Origin of the sequence: Anaerobutyricum hallii DSM 3353, assembly GCF_000173975.1 — a bacterium.
Lineage (GTDB): Bacteria > Bacillota > Clostridia > Lachnospirales > Lachnospiraceae > Anaerobutyricum > Anaerobutyricum hallii.
The window spans coordinates 1-20,727 of sequence record NZ_ACEP01000016.1 but is presented as its reverse complement, the minus strand read 5'-3'; the positions used below and the strand labels follow the sequence as shown (position 1 = coordinate 20,727).

The window sequence follows — 20,727 nt, the reverse complement described above, 5'->3', positions numbered from 1 at the left end:
ATTTCCTGCGAGCGTCTCTTTTCCTGCGGCAAATCAGAATTGTTCAATTTCATGGTATACTCTGCTGATTGGCAACCCTACGACATTGTAGTAATCTCCCTTTATTTCGGAGATAAATATCGCTGCCAGACCTTGAATACCATATGCTCCGGCTTTATCCATCGGATCGCCAGATGCTACATAATCTGCGATTTCTTTTTCTGTCATGGAAACCATTGTCACATCGGTACATTCGTGGAAGGTTGTCTTTTTTTCTATGATACCTTCTTTTACTGAAAACAACGCTACTCCTGTATACACCTGATGTGTCCGACCGGATAAAGAGGCGAGCATCGCTCTAGCATCTGCTTCGTCGGATGGCTTTCCAAGAATTTTCCCGTCAAGCACTACAATAGTATCAGCACCGATTACAAGGCAGTTGTCTTCTTTTTTATTATGAAGATTAACGACAGCTTCTGCCTTTCTTGCGGCAAGTTCCTCGACCATTTCTGTCGGAGATTCCTCTGCCACATTCTCGTCAGCGTTGCTTACTTCTACTTCAAAGTCAAATCCAGCCTGTGCCAGTAATTCTTTTCTTCTTGGCGAACCAGATGCTAATATAATATTCATTTCCTTAATTCCTCTCTTCATTTTCTTACGTTTATTATTTTATCTATTATTGCATCAGATTCTTTTACCCAATGATTCGAATGGATAATTTCTCGTAATCAACCGCGACTTTCCATATACAAAATAGACTGCGTACTTTATTAATCAGAGCAGTCTTAATAATTAATTCTACGAATTCAAAATCAAGAATGCCCCGGCATTCTTGCTGCGAGATGGGAATCATTTCACATCTGATATAGCTAAATTAATACCATCTTGTCATCGGCAAATCGTTATTTACCCCATTCGTAAATAATATTTGATGCAAATCAATGATACCATTCATGAATGTGGCGGCGCAAGCGCAAAGATATAATTCCCACATACGGACGAATCTTTCGCCAAACATTTCTCTTACTTCATCTTTATGTTTCTGGAAGTTTGCGTTCCAACAGAGTAATGTTTTATTATAATGTCTTCTAAGACTCTCCACATCCAATGTATAGAATTGATAGTCACCTGCAATGTTGATAATCTCACGTAGTGATGGGACAACTCCACCTGGGAAAATATATTTCTTTACCCAGGCATCTCCCGGATGTTCCTGCAATGCACTTATATAATGAAGCAGGAAAAGTCCGCCTGGATTCATAATACTTTTTACAGACTTCATGAACAATTCATAGTTATCTCTTCCAACATGTTCAAGCATTCCGACACTGACAACTCGGTCAAACTTAAATCCAGATTCCGGCAAATCTCTGTAATCCATCAGACGAACTTCCAACTGATCTTCCAGATGATTTTCCTTAATCCGCTCCTCAAATTTCTTCTTTTGTTCTTTACTTAAAGTAATTCCTACACCTTTAATTCCGTACTTTTTCGCCGCTTCAATCAGTAAATACCCCCATCCGCAGCCTATATCACAGAGTGTCATCCCCTCTTTCAAATATAATTTTTCCAGAATTCTTTCTACCTTCTGTACCTGTGCCTGATACAAAGTGTCCTCAGGATGCTTAAAGTATCCACAGGAATAGCTCATCGTTTCATCAAGCCACATTTTGTAGAAATCATTTCCTATATCATAATGAGAGGAAACTTCCTTCTGCTGGTTCTTTTTCGTAAGTGAAGAAAAAATCAATTTCTTCAACGCTTTTTTATCCGTAGAAAACTTACCCATCTGTCCTAAAAACATATTCAAAGCATGGTACAGGTCACCTTCTATTTCAAGCTTTCCATCCATGTAAGCTTCGCCAAGCGCAATTGATGTACTCGTTAATAGTTCTTTCATCGACGGAATCTTATGAAAAATTACTGTAAATTCCGACTCTCCCTTACCTATATGGCTTACCTCATCTCCAATTTTCACATCAAATGGATGTTCATCAAACTTGCTTAAAAACTTTACAAATTCTTTTTCTGTCAAATTCATTTCTGTCACTCCAATCTCTTGCTCAATCAATCGGATGCCCCTTCGATGAAGGTGTAAAATCGCCTTTTCTCTAAGAAACATTCTTCCATAAAAATAACTATTTTATTCCGTTTTATTACAGAATATATTCTGCCATAGGGGATTATAGCACTTTTTTCTCACTTTCATAATAGAAAAAAACACCAAATTTTTTGTAAATTTGAGTTACCGCAGGCAAAGAGACGCCCTCAGAGAATGTTTTTAAAATGGTAAAACGTGTTTGAAAAATGCTTTTTAGAAGATGTGGATTGTAACTTGTGGAAAATTTCAACTATACATTTTTTGCAGAAATAAATTATCTAATAATGCTTCATCCACATTTTTATTTACATCCAGTTTATTGATATAATGTGGCACACCTCCTGTTATTCCGTATATAAGAGAGTTATCTACATCTGATAATTCTGGATGAAATACGGCTGTCTATTTCTAATCCGGCAAATCAATTAAAAGATTTGGGGAAGAATACAGAGAATATAAAAATACCAGGCAATTAAATTTTAGTGGACTGATACGAAAATAGATGTGAAAAGCACTGAATTTTAGCCATATTTTATTGAGATTAGCATGAGAAATGCTGTAGTGGAACAAGTTTGATTTGCATATGTATTAGAGCGTGTTTGAAACTTAGTTTATTATTGTAACACAATGATAACAGTTTGAATGTCAGTCCTTTCAAGTTTGATTCCTCAGCAATCCACAAACTTCTAAAAAATCCCCAAATCTTTTAAAACATAAATTCTGACTTTACTTCAGCAGCCAAAGACAGCTCACAGTAAATAAAAGAACCTATATTTGTGGCCTCGGAGCAAGGTTTGGATACGAGCGTGTATAAGCGAGTATTCAAACCGCAGCGACTAAAGTCACAAATATAGGTTCTTTTATTTACTGCGAGCGTCTCTTTGCCTGCGGCAAACCAGAAGTTACAGATTTGAGTATCCCATCAGGGCTTTATCAACTTCTCTTGCGCAATCGCGACCTTCCCTGATTGCCCATACAACAAGTGACTGTCCTCGATGCATATCACCTGCAGTAAAGACTTTATCTACATTTGTCTTGAAATGTCCTTCTACTGTCTTTACATTCGTGCGTTCTGTAAGATCTAAGCCAAAAGCTTTTGTAACATATGACTGGCTTCCTAAGAATCCTGCTGCGATTAATACCAAATCAACAGGTACTTCATACTCGCTGCCAGCGACTTCTGCCATGATATTTCTTCCGGCTTTTTTGTCGAATTTACTTTCAAGTTTTACGAGTTTTGCCTTGCAGACTTCGCCTTTTTCATTGGCAATGAATTCTTTTACGGTTGTCTGATATACTCGTGGGTCTTTGCCAAATACAGCGATAGCTTCTTCCTGACCGTAGTCTGTCTTGCAGACTCTAGGCCATTCTGGCCATGGGTTATTTGGCTGACGTTCATCTGGAAGTTTTGGCATCATTTCTAACTGAATGAGGCTCTTACATCCTAAACGGATGGATGTTCCAACACAGTCATTTCCTGTGTCACCGCCACCGATAACCATGACATTTTTATCTTTGGCATCAATGTATTTTTTATCTGCGAAGTTAGAATCTAAAAGGCTCTTTGTTGCTGCCTTTAAGTAATCTACTGCAAAATAAATTCCTTTGCTCTTTCTGCCTGGTGCTTTGATGTCTCTTGGATTAGAGGCTCCACAGCAAAGCACAACAGCATCATACTGTTTCTTTAAGTCCTGTGCTTTTACGTCTACACCAACGTTTACGCCTGTCTTGAATACAACGCCTTCTTTTTCCATGAGCTTTACTTTTCTCTCAATATATGTTTTTTCAAGCTTCATGTTAGGAATTCCGTACATGAGCAGTCCACCAACACGGTCGGAACGCTCGTAAACAGTTACAGAATGGCCACGGCGGTTTAAGTATTCTGCCACGCAGAGTCCGGATGGACCGGAACCTACGATAGCAACTGTCTTTCCTGTGCGGACTTCTGGTGGCTCCGGTTTGATCAGGCCACTTTCATAAGCTCGCTCTATAATACTTAACTCTTTTTCTTTGATGTTAACCGGATCCCCGCCTAAGTTACAGGTACATCCGACTTCACAAGGATGTGGACATACACGACCTGTAAATTCTGGAAATGGATTTGTCTTTCTAAGACGGTTATAAGCTTCATCCCAGTTACCTGTGTAAGTTGCATCATTCCATTCAGGAATCAGATTATTAAGCGGGCATCCGGTAACCATTCCTTTAATCAAAATACCGGACTGGCAAAATGGAACTCCACAGTTCATACATCTTGCTCCCTGTCTCTCCTGTTCTTTTTTGGACAGGGGAGTGTGAAATTCGTTAAAATGTTTGATTCTCTTTAACGGCGCTTCTCCCACGCTTTCTTTTCGTTCATATTCTAAAAATCCAGTTGGTTTTCCCATAGCGCTCTCCTCCTATCCTCTTTTAATTTCGTAAAATGCTTCAATCTGTGCCTGCTCTGCGCTAAGACCTTTTCCTTCCATTTCGGAAATCTTCTTGAGCATTTTCTTGTAATCGTGTGGAATGATTTTCTTAAACTTCGGTAAATATTTGCTAAAATCATTTAAGATTTCTTTACCTTTTTCAGAGTTTGTATATGCCACATGGGCGGTAATCATATCCTTAATTTCCATAACATCATATTTAGAAACAACTGGTTCGGAAGAAACCATTTCCTTGTTGAGGCTTAAGTATAAGTCGTTATCCTCATCAAGAACGTAGGCAACACCGCCGCTCATTCCGGCTGCGAAGTTCTTTCCAGTCTTACCGATAATTAAGACTTTACCACCAGTCATGTACTCGCATCCGTGATCGCCGACACCTTCTACAACAGCTGTTGCACCGGAGTTACGAACACAGAAACGTTCACCAGCCACACCATTAATATAAGCCTGACCGCTTGTTGCACCGTAAAGTGCTACGTTACCAACGATAATATTTTCCTCGGCTTTGAAGCGGATTCCTTTTGGAGGGTAAACGATTAATTTACCACCGGATAATCCTTTTCCGAAGTAGTCATTACTGTCACCGACAAGCTCTAATGTAAGACCATTTGGAATAAATGCTCCAAAGCTCTGTCCGCCGGCTCCTGTACACTGTACAGTAAATGTATCATCTTCCAGTGTGTTGTAATATTTCTTTGTAATTTCAGAACCAAAGATTGTACCAAAGGAACGGTCTGTATTTCCAACATCGATAGAAATGCTTCTCTTCTGCTTTTTATCAAGCGCTGTCTTCAACTTAGTAAGAAGAACTTTTTCATCTAATGTCTTTTCTAATTCAAAGTTGTATTCATTCTTCTTGTTGTAGCAGATTGGATGCTTCTTATCTACATATGGATTATTTAAAATAGCAGATAAATCTAAGTGGTACTCTTTTGCTTCTGGAAGTTCTTTCAGAAGGTCTGTACGTCCTACTAGTTCATCTACAGTGCGGACACCAAGTTTTGCCATGTATTCACGCATTTCCTGTGCAACGAACTTCATGTAGTTTACAACGTATTCCGGTTTACCTTTAAAACGTTTTCTAAGTTCCGGATTCTGTGTTGCGATACCTACTGGACAAGTATCTAAGTTACAAACTCTCATCATAACGCAGCCCATTGTAATCAGCGGACCAGTAGCAAATCCAAATTCTTCTGCTCCAAGTGCTGCTGCCATTGCTACGTCGCGGCCGCTCATAAGCTTACCGTCCGTCTCGATGATAACTTTATTACGAAGGTCATTTTTAATTAATGTCTGGTGTGTCTCAGCAAGTCCAAGCTCCCACGGAAGTCCGGCATTATGGATAGAAGAATTACGAGGTGCTGCACCTGTACCACCGTCATGTCCGGAAATAAGGATTACTTGTGCGCCAGCTTTTGCTACACCGGCTGCGACCGTTCCGACACCTGCTTCAGATACCAGTTTTACAGAAATGCGGGCATTTCTGTTTGCATTTTTCAAATCATAAATTAACTGTGCCAAATCTTCAATACTGTAAATATCGTGATGAGGTGGTGGTGAGATTAGTCCTACACCAGGTGTTGAATGTCTTGTCTTTGCAATCCAAGGATATACTTTTCCTGCTGGTAAATGTCCACCTTCACCAGGTTTTGCTCCCTGTGCCATCTTAATCTGAATTTCCTGTGCACTTACAAGGTAACGGCTTGTTACACCGAAACGACCGGAAGCTACCTGCTTGATTGCAGAGCATTTATTCAGTCCATCTGGACCAACTGTCAGACGCTCTAAATCTTCTCCACCTTCACCAGTGTTTGATTTACCGTGAATCATGTTCATCGCGATTGCCAGAGTCTCATGTGCTTCCTTGGAAATAGAACCATAACTCATAGCACCTGTCTTAAATCGTTTCACGATAGAATCTACAGATTCAACTTCCTCGATAGGAACTCCTTTGGATGGATAATTGAAATCCATTAATCCACGAAGACTTACTGGAGAAGTTTCTTTATTAATCATGGAAGTATACTGTTTAAACAGTTCATAATTATTTGTCCATGCTGCTGTCTGTAATGTATGGATGGTCAGTGGATTGTAAAGATGTTCTTCTTTACCACTTCTATATTTGTGATCACCTTCACTGTCAAGACTAAGATCATTTTTCAGTCCTAACATATCAAATGCTTTGGAGTGATGGTAATCTACATCTTCTGCGATATCTTCAATTGTGATACCTTCTACACGGCTTACTGTGTTTGTAAAGTACTCATCAATGACTTTCTTGCTGATACCAACTGCCTCAAAAATCTGAGAACCCTGATAGGACTGCAGTGTGGAAATACCCATCTTAGATGCGATCTTTACGATACCGTGAAGTACTGCGTTATTGTAATCATTTACTGCTGCATAGTAATCTTTCTTTAATAAACCATCCTGAATCAGCTTCTTAATACTGAACTGTGCCAGATATGGGTTGATAGCACATGCGCCGTAACCTAACAGTGTGGCGAAATGATGTACTTCTCTTGGTTCACCACTCTCTAAGATAATACTTACAGAAGTACTCTTCTTTGTCTCAATGAGATGATGATGTACAGCAGATACTGCTAACAGAGATGGAATTGCCACATGGTTCTCATCAACACCTCTATCTGTCAAAATAACAACATTTGCACCATTTTTATGCGCCTGGTCAACAGCAACATATAAATGATTGATAGCCTTATCAAGCGGTGTTCCTTTGTAATAAGTAATCGGCACATCTTTTACATTGATATTCTTTACCTTTGCATAACGAATCTTTAATAAGTCTGTATTTGTTAAAATAGGGTTGTGAATCTTTAATACATGGCAGTTTTCTGCCTTTTCTTCCAACACATTCCCCTCTCCGCCAACATAGATGGAAGTAGATGTAACGATTTCCTCACGAATCGCATCAATAGGAGGGTTTGTTACCTGTGCAAAAAGCTGTTTAAAGTAATCAAATAATGGATGATGTCTCTTAGAAAGTACTGCTAATGGAGTATCAACCCCCATCGCTCCGATTGCTTCACTTCCGTTTAATGCCATCGGTAATACAGAATCTTTCACTTCTTCATAAGAGTAACCAAATGCTTTCATCAGGCGGTTGCTCTCTTCATAGCTGTATTCTTCTACTGCAACATTCGGAATCTTTAAGTCTTTTAAGAATACAAGGTTATCGGATAACCATTCACCGTAAGGCTGATTCTTTACATAAGAATCTTTTAAGATTTCATCGTCAATCAGCTCACCTTTTACAGTATCTACGAGAAGCATTTTACCTGGGTGAAGTCTCTCTTTCTTTACGATATGTGTTGTGTCAAAGTCTAACACACCAACCTCAGAAGAAAGAATTAACTGGTCATCATCTGTAATATAGTAACGGGAAGGTCTAAGACCATTACGGTCAAGTACGGCTCCCATGATATCTCCATCTGTAAAGAGGATAGATGCAGGACCATCCCAAGGCTCCATCATTGTTGCGTAGTACTGATAGAAGTCTCTCTTCTCTCTGCTCATGCCCTCGTTATTTTCCCAAGGTTCTGGAATCGTGATCATCATTGCCAGAGGAAGTGGCATTCCACTCATTAAGAGGAATTCTAATGTATTATCTAATCTTGCAGAGTCAGAACCGTTTGGATCTACAACTGGTGTCAGCTTAATCATCTCATCCTTCAGATAATCAGATTCCATGTTTTCCTCACGGGCTAACATCTTATCGGCATTACCACGAATAGTATTAATCTCACCATTATGAACGATGTAACGATAAGGATGTGCTTTCTCCCAGCTTGGAACTGTGTTTGTGGAGAAACGGGAATGAACTAATGCGATTGCAGATTCATAATCCTTATCCTGAAGGTCATTATAGAATAATCTTAACTGTCCAACTAAGAACATACCTTTATATACGATTGTTCTGCTGCTTAAAGAAACAACATAAGCAGAATCGTTAGACTGCTCAAATACTCGTCTTACAATATAAAGTCTTCTATCGAAGTCAAGTCCTCGTGGAACATCAAACGGTCTCTTTACAAATCCCTGCATAATGCATGGCATACAGTCCGCTGCTTTCTTTCCGAGGATGCCCGGCTGAACCGGAACCTCTCTCCAGCCTAAGAAATTTAAGCCTTCTTTTTCAACGATAATCTCAAACATCTTCTTAGCACGGTTTCTCTGTAACTCATCCTGTGGCATAAAGAACATACCAATACCGTAGTCACGTTCCTTGCCAATAGAAAAGCCGAGAGTACTACAGGTTTTTTCGAAGAACTTATGGGATATCTGCACTAAGATACCTACTCCGTCACCCGTTTTACCCTCGGCGTCCTTGCCGGCTCTATGTTCAAGATTTTCAACAATTTTCAAGGCATTCGATACTGTCTCATGGCTCTTAAGACCCTTGATGTTTACTACAGCACCAATACCACAGTTATCATGCTCCAGACTTGGATCATATAGACCCTGTCGCATATTGTCCTGATACATGGTCTCACCCTTTCTTGCATCACTATGAAATAGTAAATATTCATCAGTTGTAAATTATATTTTTGTAATTAGTAATTATCAGGAACTCTTAATCAAACCTTATAATTCTCATGCTCTTGTGATCTTATAATCTCATGATTCTGAATAAATATCTATAGTCTGAAAAAATCTATAGGTCTCTGAATAATCACATATTTAAAAAAGTAACAAATTCATTTTCAGAAGCAGTTTTAATAACTTCCTGCATTTCTTTTTGTTGTTATCATATTACAACATTTTAAATGGGTTGTAAACATAAACATTAGAGCAAGTTGTCTAATAATTTGATTATTTATTTTCAAATAGATTATTTTCTGATTATTATTCTTGTTCTGGGGGATATTGTAGTTATTTTATTGGTTTTTTGTTCTTTTTAGAACTTATTGTTCTTGTAAAAATACAATTTTGTTTGCAATTTTGGTTGCTTATACATCGTTATTTTTAGGTTTGAATACAATTCGTACAATTATAAATGTAGTTTTTAATATCAAATCCTGCATTTTATTAATATTGTATACAGGATAACTTAAGAAAATTAAGTGGAGAAAGTTTTCTTTGGAAAGTGAATTTCGCCTGCAACGCAATTCAGAGTTATATGGCAAATCTATACTTTCCCTTGCCGCGTCCTTTCACAGTTTTAATTAACTCAAATTCTTGCATTATCTGAATTAAAAATCCAGCCTTACTGTCTTTATACCCCAACCCTTGTTTTATTTCTTTTCGCCCGAAGATACAGGATTCATCCAAATAACTTCTGTGAACAACTGCATTTATAATCAACTCCCTTATTGTTCGAACTGGGAGTTCATACGATTCTTTTCTATGCAACCCTTCTATCTTTGCACTAAGATTAATATGTTTCAGAACAAATTGATAAGCATTTTCTAACTGTGAATACAACGGTCCATCAAATTCTCTTTTATCAATAAAAATATCTCTTTCTGTTCCTTTAAATAACGCACATTGAATTTTGGCATAACGTATTTTATTCTTCGTCATGAGTCTAAACGCATGAGTCGGTTGAAGTTCTTTTCCTATTCGACATAGTAACCCTAGGTCTTCTAATTTTTCAATTGTCATTTTATTTATAATTTGAGTTTTTCCTTCCAAGGTCTGTACTGTAATTTCCGGATCAATTATTGGAGTACAGCTGTCAAATATCATATTTGAAATATCATCTGCTAATTTAAAAGGATTCTTCTCTCCAATGCCAATGACTTCATTCGTCTTATCTTCAATTCCAATAAAAATTTTGCCTCCCGTAGAATTGGAAAAAGCAATAACATCTTTTAAAAAATTCTCATGCCTTTTGGGTATTTCTCTTTTAAATTCTATATTTTTTCCTTCTCCAAAATCTTCTTTATGCAACATTACTGCCCTTTCCCAAGCCAGCCCGATTCTATCTATCGGTTATTATTTATTATAGCTTATTATAATATAATTGGCACCTTTTTTCAACAAAGACTAAAAATACTCCAGCACACAAGAAGAAGCCATGCACCAGCATAGCTAGCACACGGCTTCTCCTTTATATTTTATAAAGTTTTATCTTTTGTAACTAATCTGACTGACCAGTTCAGGCTTTATTATTTATAAAGCTCAACGAGTCTCTGCAGGTGCTCGTAACGAGCCTTAGCAACCTTCTCAGATTCGTTGAAGAGTCTTTCAGCTCTTTCTGGGAATGGCTTAATCAGACGAGTGTAACGGGATTCGTTATTTAAGAATTCCTGATATGATCCGTCGCCTTCTTTAGATGTTAATGTGAATGGATTCTTTCCTTCAGCTTTCTTAGCTGGGTCGAAGGAGAAGAGGTTCCAGTAACCAGCCTTAACGGCTTTCTTCATCTCATCCTGGCAGTGGTTCATACCACCCTTAGCGATACCGTGAAGTTCACATGGAGCGTATCCGATGATCAGGGATGGTCCGTTGTAAGCTTCTGCTTCTGCAAGACATTTAACTGCCTGGTTAGGGTTAGCACCAAGAGCAATCTGTGCAACGTATACGTATCCGTAGCTCATAGCGATCTCTGCAAGGCTCTTCTTGCTGATTTCTTTACCAGCTGCTGCGAACTGACAAACCTCACCGATGTTAGAAGCTTTAGAAGCCTGTCCACCTGTGTTGGAGTACATCTCAGTATCGAATACCATAACGTTTACGTTCTCACCGGAAGCTAATACATGGTCTAATCCACCGAAACCGATATCATATGCCCATCCGTCACCACCGAAGATCCATACGGACTTCTTAGCGAGATACTGTTTCTTCTCTAATACTTCTGCTGCATCTGGGCATCCAGCTGCTGCTGCTTTTTCTACCTCAGCGATTAATGCCTGAGCATCAGGTGTATTTTCTTTTGTATTGTCTTTTGTTTCCATGAACTTAGCAAATGCTGCTTTAAATTCATCGGATGCTTTATCGGATGCTGCCATCTTCTCTAATTTAGCGATAGCCTGGTCACGTAAAGTCTTCTGTCCAAGATACATACCAAAGCCGTGCTCTGCGTTATCCTCGAATAAGGAGTTTGCCCAAGCTGGTCCCTGTTTGGAATCTTTGTTTACTGTATATGGAGCTGTTGCTGCAGGACCACCCCAGATGGATGAACATCCTGTTGCGTTGGAGATGTACATATGCTCTCCGAATAACTGAGTAATCAGACGAGCGTAAGATGTCTCTGCACATCCTGCACAAGATCCGGAGAACTCAAGTAATGGCTGGTTGAACTGAGATCCCTTAACTGTAGTATCTGCAGGAGCACCTGGTTTTCTTCCAACAGTTGCAACTAAGTAATCGAATACTGGCTGTTCTGCTGCCTGGCTTTCCTGTGGAACCATCTTTAATGCGCCCTTAGCTGCAGCAGGACAAACTGTGATACACTCACCACATCCCATACAGTCTAATGGAGATACGCTCATTGTAAATTTGTATTCGCTTGCCTTTGGCTTTGTATCTGCAACTTTCATGTTGTCAGGAGCTGCCTTAATTTCGTCTTCGCTTACTAAGAAAGGACGAATTGTAGCATGGGAACATACAAACGCACACTGGTTACACTGGATACAAGCTTCTGGATTCCATTCTGGAACAGATACAGCAGTACCACGTTTTTCGTATGCGGAAGCACCAAGTTCGAACTGTCCGTCAGCGTTGTCTACGAATGTAGATACTGGCAGGCTGTCACCATCCATGATTCCGATAGGTTCCATCATTTCCTTAACCATCTTAACTGTCTCTGGACGTCCTGTAAGTTCTTTAGCAGGAGCATCAGCAGCTGGGTTAGACCAGGAAGCTGGAATCTCTACTTTATGAACAGCATCTACACCAGCATCGATAGCTTTGTAGTTCATCTCTACAACAGCGTCACCCTTCTTGCTGTAGGACTTCTTAGCTGCTGCTTTCATGAATTCTACTGCTTCGTCGATAGGCATGATGTTCGCTAATTTGAAGAATGCGGACTGTAAGATTGTGTTAGTACGTTTACCCATACCAATCTCGATAGCCTTATCAATCGCGTTGATTGTGTATAACTGAATGTTGTTGTCAGCAATATACTTCTTAGCTGCTGCAGGCATATGATGATCTAATTCTTCATCAGACCACTGGCAGTTGATCATGAAGATTCCGCCTGGTTTAACATCCTGAACCATCTTGTAACCTTTAACTACATAAGATGGGTTGTGACATGCTACGAAGTCAGCCTGATTAATGTAGTATGGGCTTCTGATTGGATTGTCACCAAAACGAAGGTGAGAAATTGTAATACCACCTGTCTTCTTGGAGTCATACTGGAAGTATGCCTGAATGTATTTATCTGTGTGGTCACCGATAATCTTTGTAGAGTTCTTGTTAGCACCTACAGTACCGTCTCCACCAAGACCCCAGAACTTACACTCTACTGTACCAGGAGCAGATGTGATAGGAGCTGGTTTAACTTCTGGTAAAGATAAGTTTGTAACATCATCCACGATACCAATTGTGAAACGGCTCTTTGGAGCATCTTTTTCAAGTTCTTTATAAATAGCAAATACAGATGAAGGAGGAGTATCTTTAGAACCTAATCCGTAACGTCCAGCTGTAAGAACGATATCGTTAAGACCTGCTTCTCTAAGAGTTGTAGCAACATCAAGATATAAAGGATCTCCTAATGCTCCAGGCTCTTTTGTACGGTCAAGAACAGCGATCTTCTTAGCTGTCTTAGGAATAACATCTAATAATGCAGAAGATACCCAAGGACGATATAAACGAACTTTGATTAAACCAACCTTTTCACCTTTTGCTGTTAAGTAATCAATTACTTCTTCTGCTACGTCACAGATAGATCCCATAGCGATGATTACGCGGTCTGCATCTTCTGCACCATAGTAGTTGAATAAATCGTAGTTAGTTCCCAGTTTTTCGTTGATTTTGCCCATGTATTTCTTAACAACAGCTGGTAAAGCTTCGTAAACAGAGTTACAAGCTTCTCTGTGCTGGAAGAAAACGTCACCGTTTTCGTGAGAACCACGCATAGCTGGGTGTTCTGGGTTAAGAGCATGCTCACGGAAAGCTTTAACTGCATCCATGTTGCACATTTCTTTTAAGTCTGCATAATCCCATTTTTCGATCTTCTGAATCTCATGAGATGTACGGAAACCATCGAAGAAGTTGATGAATGGAACTTTACCTTCGATTGCAGCAAGATGTGCTACAGGGCTTAAGTCCATAACTTCCTGTGGGTTAGTTTCTGCCAGCATAGCAAATCCTGTCTGACGACATGCATATACGTCACTGTGGTCACCGAAAATGTTCAGAGACTGTGTAGCAACTGTACGTGCAGATACATCAAATACACATGGAAGCTGCTCAGCTGCGATCTTATACATGTTAGGGATCATAAGAAGAAGACCCTGGGATGCTGTAAATGTTGTTGTGATAGCACCAGCTGCAAGAGAACCGTGAACAGTACCTGCTGCACCTGCCTCAGACTGCATCTCACTAACAACTACCTGGTTACCAAAAATATTTTCCTGTCCTGCTGCTGCCCACTGGTCAACGGAATCAGCCATTGGACTAGATGGTGTAATAGGATAGATAGCTGCAACATCTGTATACGCATATGCTACGTGAGCTGCTGCGGTATTTCCATCCATAGACTGTTTTGCTCTAGGCATTGATTATTCCTCCTTGTCAAAAGTTGTGGTTTATTTTAAATTCGACATAATATTATCATTTTTTTGAGGTAATGTAAAGCTTATTCGGAACTGTTCCTTCTAAAATACAAAATCTTGCCCGAAACAGCCTTTTTATGCCAATTTTTCCCCTTGACAACGTATTTTTCCGAGAACAATTTTAGGTTAAAATTGCTATAAAACCAACAGTTTTGTATACAATATACATATGGCTTATTTTAGATTTTTTCTCAATAATTTTTTGTTGTAATTTTAGGATTATTCAGGATTAAAATTCTAATATTTTTTCTTCATTTTTTTAATTATTTTATGAGATTCCTCTTTGTTTTCACCATTTATCTCCATCTTTTAAAAATAACAATTTCGTAATTTTACATAATTTAATCAACTGGAACGTGTTTGAAAAATGCTTTCTGCAAGATGTGTGTCACAATTTGCGGGAGATTTTGCCTGAATGAAGGCAGCGTAACGGGCGGCTACGTCAACTGAATGAAGCCAACACAACTCTATAGGAAAACAGGCACGTTATTTGACAAAATGTCAATGAGACAATTCACGAAAAACGACTTTTTACTCAGAAGTGATGAAAAGAAAATTAAGTGGAAATCCACGGTAATTCCATATCAGCTCCCTCACACTTTCATAAAAATATATCTAAAAAACACAACAGCAATCCCTATACACAAAAAAGGTCCCAACGCAAAGCAATCCTTTCGCTTCGCACGCTTTGTAATCAGCAGAAAAAATCCATATAATCCTCCTAAAAGTAATCCCGCACAAGCAGCAAATATATTCCACTTTATCCCTAGTAACACTCCACTTGCCGCCATTAGCTTAACATCTCCTCCACCCAGTCCGCCTGAACATAAAATTGCAAGTATGAACATCGGAATACTAACCGAAAACACTCCCAAAAAGCGACTTAAGAATGTAACTTCCTGGAAAACAAAACCACTCCAGATTCCTGAAATAAACAAAAGTACATTTAACTGATTCGGAATTATCTTGATTTTAAAATCAATTATAGAAATAACCAGTAAAATACTAACTATAACAATCATTGTAATTACCCTCATATACTCCCCCTGGCTCCTGCTAATTGCAGAATTTTTATTAAGTTTACTATTTTACAGACCCTGTAACCCCAAATACTATAATTATGAAAATCCCTGCAATGGAGTTATTAACATGTGTTTAATCTATAAACCATTCCAACTGACAGATTTAACTTGACTCAAAAATAATTTTTTAAATAACTTTCATTATTTTCTCTTGAACTTTTAAAAGTATTAAATTTCTATTTAAGTTATTTTATTCCATTTATGTGTTTGTTTTTCCATTTTATACCATTTTTCTTCTAGAGTCAACTATTTATTTACAAAATTAAAAAGAAATTATATACTACCTTCAGGAGGATACAAATTAATATGGTCAAATTAATCGAAACAGTATACAATTTTTTATGGGGAGATTTACTCACCGCACCCTTACCCGGCGGCGGAACACTCCCCCTTTCACTTTTAGTCATTTTACTAATTCCTACCGGAGTGTATTTCACAATCCGTACAAAGTTTCTGCCAATACGTCTCTTCAAAGATATGGTTGGCGCACTTTTCGAAAAAAAAGACGAAGAACAAAGCGCACTTTCCGTCATCCAGACTTTGATTGTTTCCACAGCAACTCGTGTTGGAATGGGCAATCTGGTCGGTGTAGTTGCCGCAATTTCCGCTGGCGGAGCTGGTGCTGTTTTCTGGATGTGGGTTACTGCCCTTATCGGTTCTTCCACCGCTTTTATCGAAGCAACTTTATCACAGATTTATAAAGAAAAAGACCCTCTATATGGAGGATATCGAGGAGGACCTGCTTACTACATTCATCGATATTTTGAAGAAAAATCCGGCAAGAAAAAACGTTATGTACTTCTTTCCGTACTCTTTGCCATTTCCGGCCTTATATGCTGGTGCGGCATCAGTCAGGTAGTAAGTAATTCCGTAGCATCTGCTTTTAAAAATGCTTTTCACATTCCACCGATTTACACTACAGTTATTCTTGTAATACTTGCCGCAATTATCGTACTTCGAAAAAATGCAACTGTAAAAGTTTTGGATATTATCGTTCCCATCATGGCTGGATTTTATTTACTGATTACATTGTTTATTATCATCACAAATATCACACAGCTCCCTGGTGTATTTGAACGAATCTTTTCTGAAGCTTTTGGTTTCCGTCAGGTAGCCGCCGGGGGATTCGGTGCCGTCCTTATGAATGGAATCAAACGAGGCCTTTTTTCAAACGAAGCCGGTTCTGGTTCTGCCCCTTGCGCAGCCGCAGCCGCTGTTGCAGATAATCCTGTTAAAGTCGGATTAACACAGGCGTTAGGCGTTTTTATTGACACGCTTATGATCTGCAGTTGTACTGCTATGATCATGCTCCTTACTCCAACAAAGCTCACTGAAGGACTCGTTGGAATGGATTTATTACAAAAAGCAATGGAATATCATCTCGGCTCATTCGGAGTAATATTCATTGCCATAACGTTATGGTTATTCAGTTTTTCTACATTTATCGGAATCTTGTTTTATGCACGCTCCAACGTAGCTTACCTCTTTGGAGATAACTGGTTCTCTCAAACAGCTTACAAAGTTCTTGCTTTAGCAATGCTTTTTGTTGGAGGACTTGCTGCGTATACAATTGTATGGGATTTGGGAGATGTCGGAATTGGGTTGATGACGATCTTTAACATCATTATGTTATATCCGTTGTCGAAAAAGGCTCTACAAGCCCTAAAAGAATACGAGAAGAAATTCTAAGTTGTAGGATTGAGATAAACAGACGAGTCCCCGAACCCTAGCATCTGCAAAAATGCTTCATATCACTGCACTCTTAATGCTCACCCGCATTAAGAGTTTGCTCTAAGGCGCATTTTTGCAGATGCTAGGGTTCGGGGACTCTGTTTTTCTTAAATCTGCAATTATATTAATTCTATAAACGTAAAAGCTTTCACACTCTGAATTGAACTCTTTCCCAAATCAGATTTCTTGAAATTCTTTTGTAAATCATCTTTACTCATCCGTATCCATCCACATTAAAACTTTTTTACACTTTGAACAATACCATGCACAATGCTCCATATTGTCTGTAGAGATACTAATAATTTCTTTAGTAAAAAACCCTTTCAACCCCTTCTTCTTTTTTTCTTCATCAGATGTAAATTCATAACAGGAATGTCCGCCCTGTCCATATCCTTCAACTATTCCTTGTTGCATTTCATTTCCACAATCTAAGCACTTCATTATGTTCTCCTTTTAAGTCTCAACTTCTCTAGTCCTATAAATATCACTCAATTCGATAGCTATACTATCACACTTTAACTTTGAATATTATTTCTATTTTCTTACTTTTTATGCAGAATATTCTTGCAATCCTCTCTTTTTAACTACAGAAAGCAACAAACGATTACAAAAAAATCGCAACTTTCCGGAGAATCCTCAAATCCCCCAATATGAATCCTGATTTTACTTCAGCGACCACAGTCAGCCCGAAAAGAGAGCCTATCCCCTATATTTGTGGCCTCGGAGCAAGGTTTGGATGCGAGCGCTTAAGCGAACATTCAAACCGCCGCGACTAAAGTCACAAATATAGGGGATAGGCTCTCTTTTCGGGCGTCCGTTTTGTCTCAACAAATCAGGGCTTTATTTCTTCTTTGTTTTTTGTTTCACAGCCGTTGTTGTGGTTTCTGTTGCCGCTTCTGTAGTCGCAGAAGCCGCCTTATGCTCCTCATAAGTTTTACTGAAAATATTGGAGCCATCATTCTTCACTGTATCCATCTGGAAATACAGATAATCATTTTTCTGTGGATTCAACACTCCATCAATCGCTTCTAAGCTTGGGCTACATATTGGTCCAACTGGCAGGCCTTTATGCTTATATGTGTTATATGGAGAATCCACTTTTAAGTCTTTATACATTACTCGTGCGATTCCATACTGGCCTTTTGTAATAGCATATACAGCAGTGGAATCGAACTGTAACTTCATCTTTTTATCAAGACGATTCTGAATAACGCCTGCGATAATTGGATATTCCTCCGGAAGTTCTGTTTCTTTCTGTAAAAGAGATGCACGAATCAGAACTTCTTCCACTGTCATACCAAGCTTTTTCGCTTTTTCCTGTCTTGTCGCATCGAACTTTTTATCAAATTCATCGAGTATCTTTGCCACAAGCTGATCACCGGTAATATCTTTCGCTAAGTAATAGGTATCCGGATAAATATATCCCTGTAACTGATAAAATACTTTTTTCTTTTTCGGAAGGACATCTTTATACTTTGATGTCACAGCTGCATTCGTTACTGCAGTAAGGAATTCCTGGGCGGACATAATTCCTTCTTTTTCGAGTTTGCTTGCCGTCATCTCAATCGTGTATCCTTCTGGAATGGTGAATTTATTCTCTTTTTGACCATCCTGCGTTGCCAGTTCTTTGATAACTTTACCCAAACTCATTCCATTATTTAAATCAAATGTTCCATAGCGAAGCTTTCCTTTATAATCAGAGAAATATAGCTTCAATAAAAATGCTGCCTCGTATCGAATGATACCTTTTTTCTTAAGAATCGCACTTACATCTCTTGAAGTACTTCCCTTTTCAATCGTGATTTCAATATCCTTGCCTGCTACGGATTTTTCCTGAAAATATTCCTTTCCTATTGGGTAGGATACAACCGCACTTGCCACAAGAATCAGGACTAATAATCCTAATATTGCATTTCTAACAGGGTGAGACTTATGTTCCTCTGCCTCACCTGTTACCTTATAAAAAGATTCCTCAACAGCTTCTGCCTCCTGCTTATCTACCTTGCTATGTCTGCGCTTTCGGCTGCCTTTTTGTTCTTTTACATCATCTTCGCTATCAGTTTGGGAACTATCTGATTGGGTCTCTGACTTTTTCCCTTTTGATTTGGCCGATGCCTCCTCTATATCCTTTTGTACTGGCTTCTTTGCTCTATTCTCCTTTTCTGCCGATACAGACTTTCTAGCTGTCTCATCAGAAAGATTTCCGGAATCCGATTCTTTTTCTTCAGAAGATTCCTCAGCCTCTACATTCTCTATAAAATGAACTTGCAGCTTGCCATACAGCTCATCTTTTTCTGTATTCTCTTCCTTTCGCATTGTTTACCTCCAAAACAGATATCCTTTACAATCTTTCTTTTCTTTCGTATGATAAACAAGAATATACAAAAATAAAATGAAAGGTATTCTGTTATGTTTAACTTTTTTATTATTATGGACGAAATCCAGGGAAATAATATTGCCCGGAATTTTTCCTCAGAATATTTTAACTATACCATAAATTTCATAATTTCTAAAGAGTTTCCTGCCTTGACTGATTTCCCAGATTTTTCGCTTATTTTATGTGACCTTGACAAAAACATCGAACTTGCAAAAAAACACAACCTTCCCGTCATCGCATTTTCACACAAAAATAACAGACAAGAATCCCTGATGGGGACCCCGTGGCTGATTTTAGATACAGATGGACTCAGTCCATTTTTCTTAAATGAAGTGTATTGCAGACATTATAAAAAACCTCTAACTATAACCACCACAAACCGCTGCATCATCCGAGAACTCACCACCAGGCAACTCCCTGAACTTCTGCAACTTCAAGAAGAAAATAAAAACAACCCTTCCGGCTGCTTCTTTCCACAAAACTGTACCACATACGCAGAAGCCGAAGAATTTCTTCAAAATTATATAAAAAATCAATATGCATTTTATGGATATGGAATTTATGGAATCTTCAACAAAGAAAATGAGACTTTTTTAGGAATTGCCGGTTTTTCACCATTTGAAAATGTAATAACTTCAGACACCCTAAACTCAAAAGAAAAAAATTTTAAAATTTCTGAGAATTTGTCAGAGAAAATTCCCGAGAAAAAAAGCAAAAATATTTCTGAGCACTGTTCCGAAAAAACTTCCGAAAAATATCCCGAAAACGATTTTAATGAATATTCTGCCGAAATCGGTTACTCTGTTCTAAAAAAATGGCAGCAACAAGGAATCGCCTCAGAAATTCTTCCTCCTCTGATTCACTTCGGCAAAGAATATTTAGGCTTCACGAAAATTGTTACCAGAATAGAGAAAAATAATATTGCCTCCATTCGGTTAGCAAAAAAAAATAATTTAAAAATTCTGATTTGTCAGGCTACGGAGCAGACGAACTCCTGAAGGTAAATGAAATTCTATAGGATTGACACTTGAACCAGTGCCATAATCGTATAGTTATTTATGGTCACTACTTTTTTCTATTAACTAGAGCGTGTTTATGAATTTGTTTTTTGAAAAAACAAATTCATTTGTGATAAAAATGCTAAAGAAAGCAAAAAAGTTATAAGGCAAATGGCTAAATCCCAGAGATCTTCCAAAGATAGTTATAATATCAAATAATTTAAAATGATAAGATAAGTGTCAGTCCTCCATTATTTCAATTCCTCAAAAGGTCACAACTGTCT

The 20,727-nt window shown here is 38.4% G+C and carries 13 protein-coding genes; 3 read left to right on the top strand and 10 right to left on the bottom strand.

The features are described from left to right. Nucleotides 1–33: 33 nt before the first annotated feature. The 7 genes from EUBHAL_RS01260 to EUBHAL_RS17135 form a co-directional block, all read right to left on the bottom strand. On the bottom strand, nt 34–609 hold the full coding sequence (locus EUBHAL_RS01260; protein WP_207635824.1) for a Maf family protein: 576 nt from the start codon (nt 607–609) through the stop codon (nt 34–36). 244 nt (nt 610–853) lie between these two features. Further along, nucleotides 854–2,020: an SAM-dependent methyltransferase gene (locus EUBHAL_RS01255; RefSeq protein WP_044921371.1), complete on the bottom strand. Its 1,167-nt coding sequence runs from the start codon at nt 2,018–2,020 to the stop codon at nt 854–856. Nucleotides 2,021–2,982: 962 nt separating this feature from the next. Next, nucleotides 2,983–4,467 (bottom strand): glutamate synthase subunit beta, encoded by a 1,485-nt coding sequence (locus tag EUBHAL_RS01250; RefSeq protein ID WP_005343805.1) that lies wholly within the window; start codon nt 4,465–4,467, stop codon nt 2,983–2,985. 12 nt (nt 4,468–4,479) lie between these two features. Next, complete coding sequence (gene gltB / locus EUBHAL_RS01245; RefSeq protein WP_242648718.1) at nt 4,480–9,000, bottom strand: glutamate synthase large subunit; 4,521 nt, start codon at nt 8,998–9,000, stop codon at nt 4,480–4,482. Nucleotides 9,001–9,645: 645 nt separating this feature from the next. Further along, nucleotides 9,646–10,425: an AlbA family DNA-binding domain-containing protein gene (locus EUBHAL_RS01240; RefSeq protein ID WP_005343801.1), complete on the bottom strand. Its 780-nt coding sequence runs from the start codon at nt 10,423–10,425 to the stop codon at nt 9,646–9,648. Nucleotides 10,426–10,640: 215 nt separating this feature from the next. Further along, the gene (gene nifJ / locus EUBHAL_RS01235) at nt 10,641–14,198 is read right to left on the bottom strand and encodes a pyruvate:ferredoxin (flavodoxin) oxidoreductase (RefSeq protein ID WP_005343799.1); all 3,558 of its coding nucleotides are present in this window, start codon (nt 14,196–14,198) and stop codon (nt 10,641–10,643) included. Between the two features lie 402 nt (nt 14,199–14,600). Continuing rightward, nucleotides 14,601–14,672 carry a DUF6783 domain-containing protein gene (locus EUBHAL_RS17135; RefSeq protein ID WP_334300511.1) on the bottom strand — a complete coding sequence of 24 codons (72 nt, stop codon included), beginning with the start codon at nt 14,670–14,672 and terminating at the stop codon, nt 14,601–14,603. Between EUBHAL_RS17135 and EUBHAL_RS17130 the strand changes: the two genes are divergently transcribed. Further along, nucleotides 14,649–14,705, top strand: coding sequence for a hypothetical protein (locus EUBHAL_RS17130; protein ID WP_334300512.1), 57 nt, complete (start codon nt 14,649–14,651; stop codon nt 14,703–14,705). The genes EUBHAL_RS17135 and EUBHAL_RS17130 overlap by 24 nt on opposite strands. Nucleotides 14,706–14,848: 143 nt before the next feature. Here EUBHAL_RS17130 and EUBHAL_RS01230 read toward each other — a convergent pair whose 3' ends face one another. Then, complete coding sequence (locus EUBHAL_RS01230) at nt 14,849–15,292, bottom strand: prepilin peptidase (protein WP_005343796.1); 444 nt, start codon at nt 15,290–15,292, stop codon at nt 14,849–14,851. 351 nt (nt 15,293–15,643) lie between these two features. Between EUBHAL_RS01230 and EUBHAL_RS01225 the strand changes: the two genes are divergently transcribed. Beyond that, nucleotides 15,644–17,026 (top strand): alanine/glycine:cation symporter family protein, encoded by a 1,383-nt coding sequence (locus EUBHAL_RS01225; protein ID WP_005343794.1) that lies wholly within the window; start codon nt 15,644–15,646, stop codon nt 17,024–17,026. Between the two features lie 252 nt (nt 17,027–17,278). Here the strand turns inward: EUBHAL_RS01225 and EUBHAL_RS01220 are convergent, their stop codons facing one another. Both EUBHAL_RS01220 and mltG read right to left on the bottom strand, forming a co-directional pair. Continuing rightward, a complete protein-coding gene (locus EUBHAL_RS01220) occupies nt 17,279–17,509 on the bottom strand; it encodes a PF20097 family protein (protein WP_005343792.1) in 231 nt (76 codons plus the stop codon). A 399-nt stretch (nt 17,510–17,908) separates the two neighbouring features. Continuing rightward, nucleotides 17,909–19,384, bottom strand: a complete 1,476-nt coding sequence (gene mltG / locus EUBHAL_RS01215; protein ID WP_005343789.1) for an endolytic transglycosylase MltG — start codon at nt 19,382–19,384, stop codon at nt 17,909–17,911. 114 nt (nt 19,385–19,498) lie between these two features. On the opposite strand from mltG, the gene EUBHAL_RS01210 reads away from it, so the two are divergent. Then, nucleotides 19,499–20,443: a GNAT family N-acetyltransferase gene (locus EUBHAL_RS01210; protein WP_167534377.1), complete on the top strand. Its 945-nt coding sequence runs from the start codon at nt 19,499–19,501 to the stop codon at nt 20,441–20,443. Nucleotides 20,444–20,727: the final 284 nt, after the last annotated feature.

What these genes read in the sequence shown, in the direction of transcription:
- EUBHAL_RS01240 (WP_005343801.1), bottom strand. Translation starts at nt 10,425, where the DNA reads ATGTTGCATAAAGAAGATTTTGGAGAAGGAAAAAATATAGAATTTAAA.
- EUBHAL_RS01250 (WP_005343805.1), bottom strand. Translation starts at nt 4,467, where the DNA reads ATGGGAAAACCAACTGGATTTTTAGAATATGAACGAAAAGAAAGCGTG.
- EUBHAL_RS01255 (WP_044921371.1), bottom strand. Translation starts at nt 2,020, where the DNA reads ATGAATTTGACAGAAAAAGAATTTGTAAAGTTTTTAAGCAAGTTTGAT.
- EUBHAL_RS01210 (WP_167534377.1), top strand. Translation starts at nt 19,499, where the DNA reads ATGGACGAAATCCAGGGAAATAATATTGCCCGGAATTTTTCCTCAGAA.
- EUBHAL_RS01225 (WP_005343794.1), top strand. Translation starts at nt 15,644, where the DNA reads ATGGTCAAATTAATCGAAACAGTATACAATTTTTTATGGGGAGATTTA.
- mltG (WP_005343789.1), bottom strand. Translation starts at nt 19,384, where the DNA reads ATGCGAAAGGAAGAGAATACAGAAAAAGATGAGCTGTATGGCAAGCTG.
- nifJ (WP_005343799.1), bottom strand. Translation starts at nt 14,198, where the DNA reads ATGCCTAGAGCAAAACAGTCTATGGATGGAAATACCGCAGCAGCTCAC.
- EUBHAL_RS01220 (WP_005343792.1), bottom strand. Translation starts at nt 17,509, where the DNA reads ATGAAGTGCTTAGATTGTGGAAATGAAATGCAACAAGGAATAGTTGAA.
- gltB (WP_242648718.1), bottom strand. Translation starts at nt 9,000, where the DNA reads ATGCGACAGGGTCTATATGATCCAAGTCTGGAGCATGATAACTGTGGT.
- EUBHAL_RS01230 (WP_005343796.1), bottom strand. Translation starts at nt 15,292, where the DNA reads ATGAGGGTAATTACAATGATTGTTATAGTTAGTATTTTACTGGTTATT.
- EUBHAL_RS01260 (WP_207635824.1), bottom strand. Translation starts at nt 609, where the DNA reads ATGAATATTATATTAGCATCTGGTTCGCCAAGAAGAAAAGAATTACTG.